The 15,200-nt window shown below is 70.1% G+C and carries 17 protein-coding genes and 1 tRNA gene; 5 read left to right on the forward strand and 13 right to left on the reverse strand.

The annotated features are described in order from the left end of the window. From ACHAAC_RS10025 to ACHAAC_RS10040, 4 genes are all read right to left on the reverse strand, one after another. Positions 1–753, reverse strand: a complete 753-nt coding sequence (locus ACHAAC_RS10025; protein ID WP_435716030.1) for a DUF5819 family protein — start codon at positions 751–753, stop codon at positions 1–3. Positions 754–837: 84 nt separating this feature from the next. After that, positions 838–2,106, reverse strand: coding sequence for a hypothetical protein (locus ACHAAC_RS10030; protein WP_435716031.1), 1,269 nt, complete (start codon positions 2,104–2,106; stop codon positions 838–840). 228 nt (positions 2,107–2,334) lie between these two features. Then, a complete protein-coding gene (locus tag ACHAAC_RS10035; RefSeq protein WP_435716033.1) occupies positions 2,335–3,285 on the reverse strand; it encodes an HTTM domain-containing protein in 951 nt (316 codons plus the stop codon). After that, on the reverse strand, positions 3,282–4,211 hold the full coding sequence (locus ACHAAC_RS10040) for a DUF5819 family protein (RefSeq protein ID WP_435716035.1): 930 nt from the start codon (positions 4,209–4,211) through the stop codon (positions 3,282–3,284). The genes ACHAAC_RS10035 and ACHAAC_RS10040 overlap by 4 nt, the downstream gene beginning before the upstream one ends. On the opposite strand from ACHAAC_RS10040, the gene ACHAAC_RS10045 reads away from it, so the two are divergent. Further along, on the forward strand, positions 4,177–5,973 hold the full coding sequence (locus ACHAAC_RS10045) for a glutaminase (RefSeq protein ID WP_435716036.1): 1,797 nt from the start codon (positions 4,177–4,179) through the stop codon (positions 5,971–5,973). The genes ACHAAC_RS10040 and ACHAAC_RS10045 overlap by 35 nt on opposite strands. Beyond that, positions 5,970–6,560 (forward strand): DNA-3-methyladenine glycosylase I, encoded by a 591-nt coding sequence (locus tag ACHAAC_RS10050; RefSeq protein WP_435716038.1) that lies wholly within the window; start codon positions 5,970–5,972, stop codon positions 6,558–6,560. The genes ACHAAC_RS10045 and ACHAAC_RS10050 overlap by 4 nt, the downstream gene beginning before the upstream one ends. Before the next feature lie 42 nt (positions 6,561–6,602). Here the strand turns inward: ACHAAC_RS10050 and ACHAAC_RS10055 are convergent, their stop codons facing one another. Then, a complete protein-coding gene (locus ACHAAC_RS10055; RefSeq protein ID WP_435716040.1) occupies positions 6,603–7,268 on the reverse strand; it encodes a response regulator in 666 nt (221 codons plus the stop codon). Then, complete coding sequence (locus ACHAAC_RS10060) at positions 7,265–8,230, reverse strand: sensor histidine kinase (RefSeq protein WP_435716041.1); 966 nt, start codon at positions 8,228–8,230, stop codon at positions 7,265–7,267. Before ACHAAC_RS10060 ends, ACHAAC_RS10055 begins: the two co-directional genes overlap by 4 nt. Before the next feature lie 334 nt (positions 8,231–8,564). On the opposite strand from ACHAAC_RS10060, the gene ACHAAC_RS10065 reads away from it, so the two are divergent. Continuing rightward, complete coding sequence (locus ACHAAC_RS10065) at positions 8,565–9,053, forward strand: hypothetical protein (protein ID WP_435716042.1); 489 nt, start codon at positions 8,565–8,567, stop codon at positions 9,051–9,053. 182 nt (positions 9,054–9,235) lie between these two features. Here ACHAAC_RS10065 and ACHAAC_RS10070 read toward each other — a convergent pair. Together ACHAAC_RS10070 and ACHAAC_RS10075 are read right to left on the reverse strand one after the other, a co-directional pair. Continuing rightward, positions 9,236–9,308: transfer RNA gene (locus tag ACHAAC_RS10070), tRNA-Ala, on the reverse strand. A gap of 146 nt (positions 9,309–9,454) precedes the next feature. Next, on the reverse strand, positions 9,455–10,321 hold the full coding sequence (locus ACHAAC_RS10075; RefSeq protein WP_435716044.1) for a LysR family transcriptional regulator: 867 nt from the start codon (positions 10,319–10,321) through the stop codon (positions 9,455–9,457). 78 nt (positions 10,322–10,399) lie between these two features. Here ACHAAC_RS10075 and ACHAAC_RS10080 point away from each other — a divergent pair, with 78 nt between their 5' ends. Together ACHAAC_RS10080 and ACHAAC_RS10085 are read left to right on the forward strand one after the other, a co-directional pair. Beyond that, positions 10,400–11,311, forward strand: a complete 912-nt coding sequence (locus tag ACHAAC_RS10080; RefSeq protein ID WP_435716046.1) for an EamA family transporter — start codon at positions 10,400–10,402, stop codon at positions 11,309–11,311. Further along, complete coding sequence (locus ACHAAC_RS10085) at positions 11,308–11,811, forward strand: NAD(P)-dependent oxidoreductase (RefSeq protein ID WP_435716047.1); 504 nt, start codon at positions 11,308–11,310, stop codon at positions 11,809–11,811. Before ACHAAC_RS10080 ends, ACHAAC_RS10085 begins: the two co-directional genes overlap by 4 nt. Positions 11,812–11,869: 58 nt before the next feature. Here the strand turns inward: ACHAAC_RS10085 and ACHAAC_RS10090 are convergent, their stop codons facing one another. The 5 genes from ACHAAC_RS10090 to ACHAAC_RS10110 all read right to left on the reverse strand — a co-directional run bounded on the left by ACHAAC_RS10090 (position 11,870) and on the right by ACHAAC_RS10110 (position 15,200). Then, positions 11,870–12,514 carry a histidine phosphatase family protein gene (locus ACHAAC_RS10090; RefSeq protein ID WP_435716049.1) on the reverse strand — a complete coding sequence of 215 codons (645 nt, stop codon included), beginning with the start codon at positions 12,512–12,514 and terminating at the stop codon, positions 11,870–11,872. A 157-nt stretch (positions 12,515–12,671) separates the two neighbouring features. Further along, a complete protein-coding gene (rsfS, locus tag ACHAAC_RS10095; protein ID WP_435716051.1) occupies positions 12,672–13,022 on the reverse strand; it encodes a ribosome silencing factor in 351 nt (116 codons plus the stop codon). A gap of 76 nt (positions 13,023–13,098) precedes the next feature. Beyond that, positions 13,099–13,734, reverse strand: coding sequence for a nicotinate-nucleotide adenylyltransferase (nadD, locus tag ACHAAC_RS10100; protein ID WP_435716396.1), 636 nt, complete (start codon positions 13,732–13,734; stop codon positions 13,099–13,101). Then, positions 13,731–13,877, reverse strand: a complete 147-nt coding sequence (locus ACHAAC_RS10105) for a hypothetical protein (protein WP_435716053.1) — start codon at positions 13,875–13,877, stop codon at positions 13,731–13,733. Before ACHAAC_RS10105 ends, nadD begins: the two co-directional genes overlap by 4 nt. 48 nt (positions 13,878–13,925) lie before the next feature. After that, entirely contained in the window at positions 13,926–15,200 is a 1,275-nt protein-coding gene (locus tag ACHAAC_RS10110; RefSeq protein ID WP_435716397.1) for a glutamate-5-semialdehyde dehydrogenase, read from the reverse strand.

Consider the following 15,200-nt stretch of genomic DNA (forward strand, 5'->3'; position numbering starts at 1 on the left):
TCAGCTCCCCCTCACGTAGTCGTCGAACGCTGCCTGCGCCTGCTCGCTGCCCCGGTCCACCGTGCGCCACCCGACGTCGAACCAGGCGAGCTCCTCGTCGCGGATCGTGCGATCGTCCCGCTCGTTCCTGGGTGGCACGGTCCGTCGTCCGATCCGGTACTGCACCTGCACGACGCGCTGCTCCTCGCTGGCCTGCGTGTAGAGCGACGCGAAGCGCGTGGCCATGGTGTCCAACCGCAGGTACCGCTGCACCGCCGATGCCGCGACACCCTCATCCAGCAGCACCCCCTGGAGCGCGCCGACGTCCTTGCCCGCGTAGGAGTCCTGCACCCGCTGACGGCCGGCATTGCCGAGGTCGAACATGACCCCGTTGAGGTTGGTCGCCAGGCGACGGGAGGCGGACCGCATCCGCTCGGGGGTGAGGTCCAGCCGGGCAGCATCGGCGTCGGCCTTCGTGACGTCGATCCACTCCGTGTCCTCGACCTCCTCGGGCCCGGTTCGCACCCTGGCCCGCACCCACAGCGCCTCGTCGACGCGCTGGGCACTGGGCTCCAGGACGTCCCAGGACTGCTGGAAGTAGGGGTTGACGTAGAAGGAGAGCCGGCCCGGGCCGGCGGCGTCACGGACCGGCCCGTCGGGGGCCAGCCACAGCGCGATGATCACCGAGTGGGCGACGGCGAGGACCGCGAGCGCCAGGACGAGCGCAGAGCGCCATCCGCCGGGCACGGCAGCGTCGTCCTCGTGCTCGGGCATGCGGCCATCCTAGGACTCGGTGCAGGCATGACAACGACCTCTGCCCGGTGGACGGGAGCCACCGGGCAGAGGTCGTCGATCAGATCAGCTCAGCAGAGCGCGTCGACGCTCGTTGGCCAGGACCGCGGCTCCGAAGAGGACCAGGCCCGCACCCAGCAGCCAGAACGGCAGCAGGTTCGGTGCACCGGCGTTCGGCAGGGCGGTCGTCACGTCGGCGTCAGCCTGGGCGTCAGCATCGGCGATGGCGTCGGCCTGGGCATCAGCATCGGCGTCAGCAATGGCGTCCGCGTCAGCGTCGGCGTCCGCGTCAGCATCGGCGTCCGCGTCGGCATCAACATCGACGTCAGCCTGCGCGTCGGCGTCGGCGTCGTCGTCATCGACCTCGGCCAGGCGGTTCGGGCCACAGGAGACCTTCGCCAGCTCGAGTTGCTGATCGAGGACGGTCAGGTCCAGCGCCGTGACCTCGATCTGACCCTCTTCGGTCGACGTCTGCTCGTTGACCGTACCTGTAACCAGATCCTGCAGAGCCTCGCTCAGCGGCTCGAGGAGAGCAGGGCCGACGGCATCGAGGACCGCGTTGACCAGGTCCTCCTGGAGGGTCCCGACGAGATCAGCGACCGGGCTCAGGGCACCGCCAATGCTCTCGTTGAGGGAGGCACGGATTCCGTCGAGGAGGCCGTTGACGAGTGGCTGGGGGGACCCGGCAACCAGATCGGTGTTGGGGTCGGTACCCAGCTCCATGGGGAGCACGATGCGCTGGTCCCCGAGGAGGACGACAACGTCGACGCTGGCGACCGTTCCGTTACCCGTCGCCTGGCCGGGGGACGCTTCGCAGAAGGACTCCACGGCGCCGATCTCGAGAGAGATCGGCAGTGAGTCGCCGACGCCATCGAGCACAGGGTTGAGCGCTTCGCCGAGCGCGTCGAGGACGGGCGCCAGGATGAGCTCCAGTGCGTCGCCGAGCGGACCGAGCACCGTGTCGAGGATCGTGCCGGTGTTGATATCAGCCAGCGCATCGTCGAGCGTGGTCACGTCGATCGACCCGAGGCCGTCGACCGCGATCGGGGCGACGGACGCATCGGCGCGTGACACACCGTTCTCGTCCTCGACACCGGCCGTGGCGTTCTGGTCGATGAGACCGACGCCGCTGAAGTCGAAGCCGAGGACGCATCGGCCCTCACCCTCGCCGTCGCCGATCGGCTCGTCACCCTCGTTGAAGGAGGCGACGCACTCGGGGCCGGTGTTGAGGATGCTGAAGAGCCCCTCATCAGCCTGGGCGGCGATGGCGGTGCTCTGCGAAAGATCCCCCTCCTCCGCGGAGGCGGAGAATGAGACCGCGGAGGTGACGAGCAAGGTCGCCAAACCTACGCCGAGGGTGTTTCTACCGAGCTTGTTCAAGACGTTCTCCCGTTTAGGCCGGACGGCACCCCTGCTGTTGTCCGGATTGGATCGTGGTGATGTGGTCGTGCTGCTGAGCACACCGAGCGACATCTTAGCCACACTTCAGGGGCCCTCAGAACCCTCTCAGCCCGATTGGTGGGGTAATCGCTCTCCGCCGACCGGCCAGGGGGTAACTCAGCGTCACGCCACCGAGGCGTGATCCTGCCCGCGCCGCGGCCGATTCTTCCCGAATTTCCGGGCCGCGATGCGTTCGAGACGTCGCCATGTGACGTCGCTCACGAGCATCATGTCCACGGCGATCATGACCAACGAGAAATACATGATTCCCATCAGGACGCCGATGGACAGGTGCATTCCGGTGATGACGAGAAGGGACACCGCTCGGGTGGGCCGGTAGAGCAGCAGCACCGGGAACATCAGCTGGACGACCACGGCGACCCACGTGGCGGCCAGGACGATGGGCTCGGCGCTCGTGAGCGGGTGCAGCAGCTCACGCCACGGCGAGTACGCCTCGGTCTGGAGCGGGAAGTAGACGGCCGTCCCGTCCAGCCAGACCGGGCTCTGCACCTTCCACAGGGCCGACGCGACGTAGACGGTGAGGACCTGGTGGACGATGAGCACGACCGCCAGGTTGTGCAGGGTCGCGCCGAACCAGTCCGGCAGCCGCGGGGCTCTGGCGCCCCGGCGTGCGTCCAACGACCAGAACGCCCCCGCCTGGGTGAAGCACAGGTACAGCAGCACCATCCGCAGGATCGCGTCGCCACCGGACCCGACGAACGGGTTGGCGGTGTAGAGGGAGAGCCACAGCAGCAGCGTCAGGATCGTCATCGTCCTGGTGTGCCACCCGAGCATCAGCAGGAAGCCGGCGACGATCGTCAGGGCGTAGAGCAGGTCGAACCACGCCCCGTCCGCCGCGACGAACCCGCCCAGGAACCCCGGCCAGGAGTCGTTCTCGCGCAGCGGGTCGCTCCAGGACGTCCCGTCGCCCCACGTGTAGTGCCGGTCCGGGGTGTTCGCGAGCAGCTGGGTCCAGACGATCAGTCCGAGCACCATCCTGGTCACCGCGAGGCCGCGCAGCGCATGCCGGGACAGCGTCAGCCAGTCGAGCACGGGGTCGACGAGCGCCCTCATCGGTGCCTCCGGTCGAAGCCGCCGACGGCATCGAGCTCGGCGGCGTCGGGCGGAAGGGCGTCGCGCCAGCCACTGATGCGCTCGTTCGGCTCGGGCCGCGCCGCCTCCCGCTCCGTCGCCGATCCGCGTCGGTCCTCGTACGGCGTCACCCCTTGCGAGCGAAGCGAGTAGCGGATGGCGACGATCTCCACGTCCGGGTCGCGGGACGCCAGCACGGCCGTGGCCAGGGACGTGACGGACCGCTCGTAGCGGATCCAGCGCGCGGCGTTGAGCTCCCCGAGTGCTGCCTCGGCGGCAGCCGGGACGTCTCGCTCCAGCTCGGTCCAGGACAGGGCCTGCGCCGGGTCCTCGGCCAGCGTCGCCTCCTGCTGGTCGGGGTTGAGCGCTGAGAACCGCGACGTCAGCGGCGTGTACATCTTGTTCGTGATGTATCCGGCCCGGCCGCCGATGAGCCGCTGGCGGACGACGCCGAGCTCGACGTCGGTCCAGTCGACCCACTCCGTCGTGCGGACCTCCCCGTCGACGCGGTACGCGCCCTGGAAGCGGACGGACCGGTCCGACGAGACCGGCTCGGGTGCGAACAGGCGCCAGTTCTGCGTGAAGAAGGGTGCGAGGTAGGACGTCGTGGGCCGCGCGGCCTCGCTGTACCGGTTGGGGGGCAGGGCCGCGAGCGTGACGACGACCAGGTGGAAGACGACCACGAGCACCGCGAACGTCACGAACGCCGCCTTGAGGCGCGCCGTGACGGCATCGGTCTGCTCGGGCTCGTTCACGGCGTCACCGTACCGGGCCGGATGCCCAGGTCGGGCGAGGTCGGTCACGGCGCCCGACCGGGGGTCGGCGTCGTCGGGCAGGATGACCAGCAGCCCGTGCAGCAGCCGAGGAGGCCCCGTGAAGAACCCCGTCCAGCAGTACCTGGAGAACATCGTGGAGGCGTGCGCCGGGACCGACGGCGAGGTGGCGGCCTACATCCCCGAGCTCGCGGCGGCCGACCCCGACCGGTTCGCGCTGTGCCTCGCGACGGTGGACGGCCGGGTCTACGAGGTCGGCGACGCCGAGCTGTCCTACAGCATCCAGTCCATCTCCAAGCCCTTCACCTACGCGCTCGCCCTGCAGGACAGCGGGATCGAGGCGGTCACCGCGAAGGTCGGGGTGGAACCGTCAGGCGACGCCTTCAACGAGATCAGCCTGGCGCCCGACTCGGGACGCCCCTTCAACGCGATGATCAACGCCGGCGCCATCACGACCTCCTCCCTCGTGGACGGCGAGGACGGCGACGCACGGTTCGACCGGGTCCTGCGCGGCTTCGGCCGGTTCGCCGGGCGTGACCTGTCGGTCGATGAGTCCATCTACTCCTCCGAGCTCGGCACCGCCCACCGCAACCGTGCCATCGCCCACATGCTGCGCGAGTTCTCCATCCTCGAGGGGGATCCGGAGGACGTCCTCGCGCAGTACGTCCGTCAGTGCTCCATCGCCGTCGACACGCGTGACCTCGCCCTGATGGCCGCCACGCTCGCCAACGGCGGCGTCCACCCCCGCAGCGGGGACGAGGTGCTGGAGGCGCCACTCGTGGAGCACGTGCTCAGCGTCATGACCACGTGCGGGATGTACGACGCCGCCGGGGACTGGGTGACGGCGGTCGGCATGCCGGCCAAGAGCGGCGTGAGCGGCGGCATCATCGGCGTCCTGCCCGGTCAGGTCGGCGTGGCGGTCTTCTCGCCCCGCCTGGACGCGCACGGCAACAGCGCGCGTGGAGTGACGCTCTTCGAGCGGATGTCCCACGACATGGAGCTGCACATCATGCATGTGAGCCGCGGCTCCCGCAACGCCGTCCGCAGCTCCTACTCCCTGGCCGAGGCCCGCTCTCGGCGGCGTCGGACGCCCGCGGAGCAGGAGGCCCTGGACGCTGTCAGCGACCGCTGCCACGTGTACGAGCTCCACGGCGACCTGCTGTTCTCCGGCGCCGAGCGCGTCGTGCGCTCGATCGTCGACGACGACCCCGAGCTGGTGATCATCGACTTCACCCACGTCAACGACATCGCCGAGGTCAGCCGACAGACCCTGATCTCGCTGCGTGATCGTCTGCGTGAGGCCGGGTCCGAGGCCGTCGTCGTCGACCCGGAGAACGTCATCCCCGACCCGGCGGCCGGCACGGAGGACGCGACCCGGCGGTTCGACGACATCCCCCGCGCCCTCGCCTGGGCCGAGGACGAGCTGATCGCCCGCCACTGCGGCTCCCTGGACACGAGCGACCCGGTGTCCGAGCACCCCCTGCTGAGCCGGCTCTCGGACCGGGCGCGGGAGGCGGTGCGCGCAGCGATGACCGAGCAGACGCACGCCGAGGGCGACGTCGTGCTCGCTGCCGGCGGATCGTTCGCCGGCATCCACCTCATCGTCACCGGGCAGGCCGTGGCACGCGACCACGGGCCGGACGGTTCCGCCATCACGCTGGTGACCATGGAGCCGGGCACCTCCTTCGGCGAGCTGGCCCTGGGCACCGACGACGTGCAGGAGACCGAGATCGTGGCCGCGTCCGACCTCGAGCTCCTCGTGCTCGAGGCCGACGACCTCGAGCAGATGACACTGGACGACCCCGCCATCGGGGTGGAGGTCTGGCGCGCCATCGCTCGCGACGGCTACCGCGTGGCCGAGCGCGCCCTGCGTCGCAGCGCGACGCGCACGTCATGACCGGCGTCGCCGTCGGCGAGGACGGCCTGGCCCGCACACCGTGGGCCGTCTCCGACCCGCTGCTGCGGCACTACTACGACACCGAGTGGGGCCTGCCCGTCCGCGACGAGCAGGGGCTCTTCGAACGGGTGAGCCTGGAAGCCTTCCAGTCGGGGCTCTCCTGGCTGACCATCCTGCGCAAGCGGCCCGCGTTCCGGGCCGCGTTCGACGACTTCGCTCCCGATGCCATCGCCGCCTATGACGAGCAGGACGTCGACCGGCTGATGGCGGACGCCGGCATCGTCAGGAACCGCGCCAAGGTCGAGGCCACGATCAACAACGCTCGCGCCACCGTCGCACTGCGCGAGGACGTCGGGCTCGTCGACCTCGTCTGGTCCTTCCGGCCCGAGCGGACTCCCGAGCCGCGCGCTCTCGAGGAGGTCCCCACCCGGTCTCCGGAGTCCGAGGCCCTCGCCAAGGAGATGCGGCGCCGCGGCTTCCGCTTCGTCGGGCCCACGACGATGTTCGCGCTCATGGAGGCCATCGGCATCGTGGACACCCACCTCGTCGGCTCCTACCGCCGCGGAACGTCGGGGGTCTGGGCCTGAGCCGGCCGGGACACCGCTGTCCCGGCGGACGCTCTCACGTCCTCACCCGGCGTCCTCGTCGCTGTACAGACCGGAACGGTGGGCCATCACGGCAAGCTCCGTGCGATCGCGCGCGTCGAGCTTGGCGAGAATCCGGCTGACGTAGGTGCGAGCCGTGGCAGGGCTGATGTGGAGGCTGCTCGCGATCTCGGCGTTGCTCTCCCCGTGGGCGATACGGCGCAGCACGGCGAGCTCTCGATCCGTGAGCCCATCCAGTCGCGCATCCCGGACGAGTGGCGACGGCAAGTCGGCCACGTGCTGCATCACTCGTCGAACGATGTCCGGAGAGAGGGTGTTGCCGCCGCCGGCGACCGTGCGGACCGCCTCGCGCAGGTCGTTCGACGGTGTGTCCTTCAGAAGATAGCCGGCGGCACCGAGACGAATGGCTTCGAGGATGTCGCCGTCGTCGTCGAAGGTGGTCAGGATGAGGACACGCGTGGTCGAGAGGCTTGGATCGGCACGGATGCGCCGCGTGGCCTCGATGCCGTTCGCACCGGGCATGCGAACATCCATCAACACGACGTCCGGATGATGCTGATGTGACCGGGCGACGGCTTCGTCCCCGGTCGCCGCCTCGGCCACGACGGTGAACTCCGAGTCGTTGGCGAGCAGGGCCCGCAGTCCCGCTCGGACGAGGTCCTGGTCATCGGCGATGAGAACCCGGATCATGATCCTCCTTTGAGGGGGATCCTCGCCCTGACGGCGAAGCCACCCTCCGCCGATCCAACCTCGAGCGTGCCTCCGAGAGCGGCTGCACGTTCACGCATCCCGGCGACACCGTGCCCGGAGGTCGCCGAGGATCGAGCCTCCTTCGATCTCCCGTTGTCGACGACTGCCACATGGAGCTCGTCCCCACGACAGATGGCTTCGATGTGGGCACGTGTCGCGGTCGAGTGCCTCACGATGTTGGTCACAGACTCCTGGATGATCCGAAATGCCGTTGCGTCGATGATGCTCGGCAGAGCATCGGGGACCTGGATGTCCGTCGTGAGCTTGACCTCGGACCCGAGGTCGATCAGGCTCCTGACGTTCGAGAGCCCCGCCGCGGTCCGGGAGGTCTGATCAGGTGCACGGAGCACTGCCACTGTGCGACGGAGCTCGATCATGGTCGAGCCCGTCGTGTCCTTGATGACGTGCAGAGCCTCGGCTGCCGCGGCATCGTCACCGCGCCCCACAGCTTCCCGTGCGACGTCGGCGTGCAGGGAGATGATTGAGGTCGAGTGCCCGATCGAATCGTGAAGGTCACGCGCGACCGTGATCCGTTGCGCGTGCGCAGTCGCCTCTGACTCACGCTGAGCACGCTCCGAGGTCAGAGCGACGATCTCGCGAGCATGAGCGATGAGCGCGCGGCGAGAACGAATCCCGTCACCCACTGCGATCGCGCCGGCCATGAGCAACGCGTGGCCTGCGAGCTCGTAGCCGACCACGAGAGACAGCTCCTGGCCTTCGGCGAGTCGAAAGAACACACTGGTCGCAAGAGCGATCGACGCGGCACCGAGGGCCCACCCGGCCCGACCGAGCTCTGCGGCCGAGCACAGAGCCGCCGCGATCGGCACCGCCACACCTACGGCCGGGTAACCAGCCGCGTAGTAGGCAAACAGTCCCAGCACCGTAGTGGCCAGCACGATCACGGGGTGCCGTCGCCGGACCAACATCAAGGCGCCCAGGCCAACAGCCCACAGGTACGCCAAGGCGTCAGGATCGTTGCGACCCCCATGGTTGGCACTGATCACCGCGGCCATGGTGATCGTCACCGCCGCTCCGAGCAGCACATCCGTCGCCCAAGCGGGCAGGCGCAGTGCGACCGATCTGATCATCGTCGCCACTCCCATGCGGTTCACCCTAGGCCGGAGGCGCCGGACCTGGCATCCGTCACGGAGCGATGGTCGACGTCGTCCACTGACGTACCGAGGTCGAGATCAGCGGCCGATGCGGTGGGCGGCCCGAAATCCTACGTTCGAGAGCATGACGAACTTCGACTCCTCTCGACCGCACCCGTCCGAGCCCAGGCGAGCCGCGCTCGGTCTGCCCCTTGTCGCGATCATCGGACTCTCGCTCCTTGCTCTTCCCCGGGTGGTGCTGCACGACCTCGACCTGGTCTCCGGCGGGAGTCTGCTCAATGCGCTGCTGGTCTTCCTCCCCCCGTTGATCTGGATCGCCGTCGTCGTGTGGAGGCGGGCGGCCAACCCGTTCCTCACCCTGTTGACCATCGGTGTCTGCTACGGCGTCCTTCTCGCCGCGACCCATCAGCTCCTGTGGAACGTCAGCCTCGGGGACGACCCTCCCCGCCTCGGCGGCAACCTCACCGACCTCTCCCCCCAGCTGCAGTCAGTCATCCTGCGCTTCTTTGCCGCCGTGTCGAGTCTGTTCACCGGTGTGATGGTCGGAGCCGTCAGCGGGCTGATCGCCTGGGGTCTCACCGCGGTGACCCGCCGAACGAGGGAGGTGCGGTAGGCCAGCAGGATCACGCCACGAGGAACCGGGCGCGTCGTGACGGTTGCTCGGGCCGCGAGGCCGCCGATCCAGCAGGGCGTCGTCGATCGTGCGACGTCACTGCTGCGGAACGTGGAACGTACCGGCCCGGAGGTGCGACCACGAGAAGGACCCGGACTCAGTGGTGAGTCCGGGTCCGGATGTGGAGCATAGGAGATTCGAACTCCTGACCTCTTCCATGCCATGGAAGCGCGCTACCAACTGCGCCAATGCCCCGCTGGGGAGGTTCTCGATCGTCTCGAGCACCGATCATCGATCTTAGACCCTCGGGGAGGGGGACCTCAAACCGGGGTCGCAGGTCGTCAGAGGGAGCCGGCGCCGGGATCGACGCGCGCCCGATCACCAGCTCGCGTTCGTGCACGTCACACGACGAGCTCGAGGAAGGCACGCGTCGCCGGGCTCGGGTTGAAGTCGCTCCAGGCGACGAACTCGTGCCGGGTCGGGCCGTCGGCGAGGGGGATGCGGACGAGGGCAGCGGACTCCGCCGGGACGAACCTGGACGGCAGGAGCGTGACGGCGAGGTTCTCCCGGACGACGTCGAGAAGGAGCTCGGTCACCATCGCCTCGAAGGCGACGTCGCGCCGCAGGCCCGCCGCATCGAAGGCGAGGTCGCTCTGCGCCCTGCCCGGCGAACCCGTCGGGAAGTCGGCGAACGTCTCGCCCGACAGCTCCTCCAGCCGCAGGCCCTGCCGGTCCGCAAGGACGTGGTCGGGGCTCACGACGGCGACGTGACGGTCGGTGCCCACCGACCGCCAGGCGACCCCGCGCGGCTCACGGCCCTCCGGAAGGCCGAGCAGCCCGACGTCGACGTCGCCGCGGACGATCGCCGACACCAGCTCGTCGCTCCCGGTGACCTGCAACGCGATGCGGACGTCCGGATGAGCCCGGTGGAAGGCCTTCATGACGCCGGGGACGTCGACTGCGGTCACCGTGGGGATCATCCCGATGGCCAGGTGGCCCTGCACGAGGCCGGCGGCCGCCGCCGCGTCGGTGGCGGCCCGCTCCGCAGCGGCCAGGCATGCGCGCGCGCCGACCAGGAACGCGGTCCCCGCCGCAGTGAGCTCCACGCGCCTGCTGGTGCGCGCGAACAGCGCGAAGCCCAGCTCCGTCTCCAACGCCTTGACCTGGTGGCTGAGGGCGGACTGCACGACGAAGCATCGTGCCGCGGCCCGGGTGAAGCTGGCCTCCTCGGCCACGGCCACGACGTACCGCATCTGCTGCAGCTCCATGGATCAATCGTGAATCACGATCGATCAGATGACAAGCATGTGTTGGACTCATGTAGCCGTCCGGCTCACGCTGAACCCATGACCACGACGCTGCCGGCGGAGCCCACGGGTGCCCTGGGAGGCGCGCGACTGACGGCCCTCACCGCCCTCGCCCCGGCGGCGTGGGGCAGCACCTACCTCGTGGCGACCGAGCTGCTTCCTCCCGGGCACCCCTTCTTCGCCGCCCTCGTGCGGGCCCTGCCGGCCGGGATCCTGGCGCTGCTCGTCTCGCGCTCCCTGCCACGAGGATCCTGGTGGTGGAAGGCGGCGGTGCTCGGCACCCTGAACATCGGCGTCTTCTTCCCGCTGCTGTTCATCACCGCCGAGCGCCTTCCCGGCGGCGTGGCCGCAACCCTCGGTGCGACCCAGCCGATCGTCGTCGCGGTCCTCGTCGTCGCGATCCTCGGCGAGCGTCTTTCGAGCTGGCGCATCCTGTGGGGCCTCGTCGGCCTGATCGGGGTGGCCATGGTGGTCCTCGGCCCGGGCGCGGCTCTGGACCCCGTCGGCGTCCTGACCGGCATCGCCGGAGCCGTCTCGATGGGCCTGGGGGTGGTCCTCACCAAGCGCTGGGGGCGCCCGGAGGGCGTCGGCGCCCTCGGGCTCGCCGGGTGGCAGCTCACGGCGGGCGGCCTCGTGGTCCTGGTGCCGACCATGGTCCTCGAGGGCACTCCGGACGGGATCGACGCCCCGGCGGTCGCCGGCTACCTGTGGCTGGGACTGGTCGGCGGCCTGGCCGCCTACACCCTGTGGTTCGCGGGGATCCGCCGCCTCCCGGTGACCGCCACGGCCCTCCTGGGCCTGCTCGCCCCGCTGGTCGCGGCCGCGCTCGGAGCCCTGGTCGTCGGGGAGAACCTCGCCCTCGTCCAGCTCGCCGGGTTCGTCCTGGCCCTGACCGCCATGCTCGCCGGCCAGCTCACCCCGACTGTCTCACCAAGGAAGGACGTCCCATGAGGATCTCCGTGTTCGGGGCGACCGGCCTCGGCCTCGTCCTCGAGGAGACCGACGCCGCCGTCCTGACCATTCGCATGGGGCCGGGCCAAGAGCATCTCCTGACGCCCGCGACGACCGGCTTCCTGGACGCCGCCCACAGGAGTGGCACCCGCACGATCGTCGTCGGGGGTGCAGCGGGACTGCGCTCGCCGGGTCTGCCTGGACACCTGGTCCTCGACGACCCCGCCTTCGTCCGCGCCGAGTGGCGCGCGGTAGCGAGCGCGAGCCTCGCCCAGCTCGAAGCGTGCCGACAGCACCCCTTCGACGACTGGTCCTATCTCAGCCCGCCTGCCGTCCTCGCGCCCGGTCCACGCACCGGGAGGTACCGCCGCGGCACTGACATGCTGCTCGTCGACGCCCAGGGCGTCTCGCGGATCTCGGCAGCCGACCTCGCGATCGCCGTCGTCGACGAGATCGAGAACCCCGGAGGGGTCCGACACTTCACGGTGGTGCGTGGCTGATTCCTTGCCTGGACGCTACCGCCCGACTCCACTGGCGAGCTGGACGCCGACCGGGCCGTCACTCGTCGTCGGAGAGGACCGGCTCCGGCAGGGTCCCGGCGTTCCACTCGGTGAGGCGCCAGCGGCTGTAGCGCTCCGGGTCGATCTGCTCCAGGGCGATCCACGAGCAGTTCGAGAGCCCGGCGAACGAGCGCCACGTCGACTCCGGGAAGCCCAGGAACATCGCCGTCCCGACGCGCAGCACCGCCCCGTGGGCGACCACGACGAGCGTCCCGCCGTCCGGCACCGTCTCCAGCGCCTCCGTGAGCGCCTCGGCCAGCCGTGCACCCGCCTCGGCGTGCGTCTCGGCCCCGGGGAAGCGCGGGTCCTCGTTGGCCAGCATCGCCTTCATCAGGTCGGGGAAGCGCTCCCAGGACTCCGGCCACGTCAGGCCCTCGCGCTCGCCGAAGTTCATCTCCCGCAGGCGGACGTCGAGCTCGATTCCCACCCCCGTCAGCCGCGCCAGCTCAGCTGCCGTGTGGCGCGCGCGCTTCAGGTCCGAGGCGACGATCCGCGTCGGCTCCAGGGATGCGAGCCGCGCAGCAGCGGAGCGGGCCTGCTCGCGACCGGTGTCGTCCAGCTCGGTGTCGGTCTGGCCCTGGACCCGGCGCTCGATGTTCCAGGCGGTCTGGCCGTGCCGCCACAGGATGACCGTGCGGCTCATGACAGCGCCGCCTCCGTCAGGAAAGAGCGAGGATACGGACACGGCGCGGTGAGGTCTTGTCGGTTCACGCCCCCGAGCACTCCGCTGCGCTCCGTGCAGGGAGGTGCCCCCAGCTCGCGCGCCCCCGCTCGCAGAGCTCGCGGGAGGTGCCCCCAGCTCACAGGGGGACGACCGGGCAGTCGCTCCAGAGACGCTCCAAGGCGTAGAACGCTCGCTCCTCGGAGTGCTGCACGTGCACCACGACGTCGGCGAAGTCCAGCAGCACCCAGCGACCCTCGCGCTCGCCCTCGCGACGCACCGGCTTGGCGCCGAGGCCCAGCAGTGCCTCCTCGACGGCGTCCTGCACGGCCCGCACCTGCCGGGGGTTGGCCGCGCTGCAGAGGAGGAAGACGTCGGTGATGAACAGCTGCTCGGAGACGTCGAAGGCGAGGACGTCGGTGGCGAGCTTGTCCTGGGCCGCGATGGCTGCGGCGCGGGTCAGCTCGACCGCACGGTCGGTGGCGCTCATGCAATCACGTCCTCAGAAGAACCACCGTAGGAGCGTGCTCGCATGAGGTGATCATTGTTCACTCGCTGGCGCTCGCTCATGGGTGTTGTCCTTCGTCGTTGCGGTAGAGGACGTGCTTGCCGATGTACTGGACCACGCCGTCCGGCACGAGGTACCAGACCGGCTCCCCCGCACCCACCCGCACGCGGCAGTCCGTGGACGAGATGGCCAGGGCCGGGATCTCCACGAGGCTGATGCGGTCCTGGGGCAGGCCCTGCAGCGTCCCGGCGTCCATCTCGTGGCCGGGCCGCGTGCAGCCGACGAAGTGGGCGAGGTCGAAGAGCTCCTCGTGGTCGCGCCACGTGAGGATCGCTGCCATGGCGTCGGCCCCGGTGATGAAGTAGAGGTCGGCGTCTGGGTGGTTGGCGCTGAGGTCGCGCAGCGTGTCGATCGTGTAGGTGGGTCCGGAGCGATCGATGTCGACCCGGCTCACCTCGAACCGCGGGTTGGCGGCGGTCGCGATGACCGTCATGAGGTAGCGGTGCTCGCTGGGCGAGACGTCGCGATCGGCCTTCTGCCACGGCTCACCGGTGGGGACGAACACGACCTCGTCGAGGTCGAACCACGACTGCACCTCGCTCGCGGCCACGAGGTGGCCGTGGTGGATGGGGTCGAAGGTGCCACCCATGACGCCCACCCTGCGACGAGCGGGCGCGCCGCCTGCGGTGCTCAGGTGTGCTCGCGTCCCTTGCCGAAGGCCAGCAGCACGAAGAGCAGCAGCAGCAGCGAGCCGAGGGCGATCGCGCCGACGTAGTAGGGCATCGGGCTGTGGCCGGCCTCGGCGCCTTCGGCGGCGTACAGGAGCGTGGTGAGCATGCGCCCAATCTACCGGAGATCTCGCGCGCCCCGCGACGAGGCCGCGCGTCAGCGCACGTGGCCGTCGCCGACGACGACGTAGGTGGTGGTCGTCATCTCGGTCAGTGCCATGGGGCCTCGGGCGTGCAGCTTCTGCGTGGAGATGCCGATCTCGGCACCGAAGCCCAGCTCAGCCCCGTCGGTGAAGCGCGTCGAGGCGTTGACCATGACGGCGGCGGCGTCGACGCCCCGGGTGAACCGGTGCGCCGCGGCGAGCGACGACGTCACGATGGCCTCGGTGTGGTGGGAGGAGAACCGCCGGACGTGGTCGACGGCGGCCTCCAGCGACGGCACGACGGCGGCCGAGATCTCCAAGGCCAGGAACTCCGTCGCGTGGTCCTCGTCGGTCACGGGCACCACGGAGGCGTCCACGGCGCGGAACGCGTCGTCGCCGTGGATCAGCACGCCATGCTCGAGGAGCGCGGCAACGACGCGCGGAAGGAACCCCTCGGCGACATCGGCGTGCACCAGCAGGGACTCAGCCGCGTTGCACACGCTCGTGCGTTGCGTCTTGGCGTTGATCACGATGTCCAGCGCCATGTCGAGGTCCGCGTCGGCGTCCACGTAGACGTGGCAGTTGCCCACCCCGGTCTCGATGACCGGCACCGTGGACTGCTCCACGACCGCCTGGATGAGCCCGGCACCTCCTCGGGGGATCACGAGGTCGACGAGGCCCCGCGCCTGCATCAGGTGCTGCGCGGAGCTGCGGTCGTCGGCCGGAAGGCCCTGGACGCAATCCTGGGGCAGGCCGGCCTCGGCGACGGCCGACCGCATGACGTCGATGATCGCGGCGTTCGACCGGGCGGCTGAGCTCGAGCCGCGCAGCAGGACGGCGTTGCCCGCCTTGAGACAGATGCCGGCTGCGTCGGCGGTGACGTTCGGCCGGCCCTCGTAGATCATCCCGATCACGCCCATCGGGACGCGGACCTGCTGCATGCGCAGACCGTTGGGCAGCGTCGAGCCGCGGACCACCTCTCCCACCGGGTCGGGCAGCGCGGCGACGTCGCGCAGACCCTGCGCGAAGGCGGCGATGCGCTCGGGGTCCAGTCGGAGCCGGTCGACGACGTGCTCGGGCGTGCCCTGCTCCGTCGCGGTGACGACGTCGAGCCCGTTGGCGGTGAGGATGTCGTCGGTGCCGGCCACGAGGGCGTCAGCGGCAGCCAGCAGGGCCGCGTCCTTCTCGGCACGGGTGGCGGTGGCCAGTGACGCCGCAGCGACCCGGGCCCGTCGACCCGCGCGCGGCCGAGCGCGAGTGGCGCAAACCCGGTCGCGAGTGGCGCAGAT

This window comes from Aeromicrobium sp. CF4.19 (genome assembly GCF_051262555.1).
GTDB lineage: Bacteria > Actinomycetota > Actinomycetes > Propionibacteriales > Nocardioidaceae > Aeromicrobium.